The sequence below is a fragment of the Halolactibacillus sp. JCM 19043 genome (assembly GCF_001310395.1).
Classification (GTDB): Bacteria; Bacillota; Bacilli; order Bacillales; family Amphibacillaceae; genus Halolactibacillus; species Halolactibacillus miurensis.
In genome coordinates this window covers 1-695 of the sequence record NZ_BAXD01000093.1, presented here as the reverse complement: position 1 = coordinate 695, position 695 = coordinate 1, and the positions used below count along the sequence as shown (strand labels likewise).

1 pseudogene is annotated in these 695 nt (G+C 44.0%); it reads left to right on the top strand.

Annotation, left to right across the window (positions count from 1 at the left end):
• Positions 1–74: 74 nt before the first annotated feature.
• Positions 75–695 (top strand): annotated as a pseudogene (locus JCM19043_RS15805) (IS200/IS605 family accessory protein TnpB-related protein); the annotation flags it as partial.

The following is a 695-nucleotide window of genomic DNA, read 5'->3' as shown; positions in this document are numbered from 1 at the left end:
AGATCAAACACCTAAAGTCTCGCTTGGGCCAGTTGAACTTTAAGAAAGATCGATATGAAAAACAATTGCTTAAATTGACAAACAAAGTGACGGGTGTGTGTTTCGGGAGTAAGAAACTCGCGCGCGGCCGGTTAACACAAACGTCTTATCACACTTATCCTGAGCGTTGGCAGAAAGATTGGGTAGCGGCGCGTTACGGTAAGATGACCATTTCGGGAAGGAAAGACGCCAAATCAGGTAACTTTGTCTTTCATTATCACCCAGAGACGCATACCCTTACCTTCAAAGCGATCGACCAATGCGTCATTCGTCTCTTTGACGTTGTTTTTCCTTATGGTCAAGATCATGTCAATCACGCCATTCAGACACAAATGAATCTGAAAGATAAGAAAAAGTATGGGAAGCCGATAGCATGGTCGCTTGAGGATCATGGTGACTACTACATCGTTAAATGCTTAATCGATGTGTCGCGTGCACCCTATCTAAATACCTCAACATCAACAGGTATGGTTGGTGTTGATTTGAATGTGAATCATATCGCAGTCGCCAATATCAACGCCATAGGTCAATGTGTGGATGCCTTTACCCTCCCGTTTAATTTAGAGGGTAAAACCAGTGGACAGCAGGCGAAAATAATAGAAGCAGAGGTCATTGCCCTCGTTGACTATGCCGTTAAACAGCATAAACCACTCGCC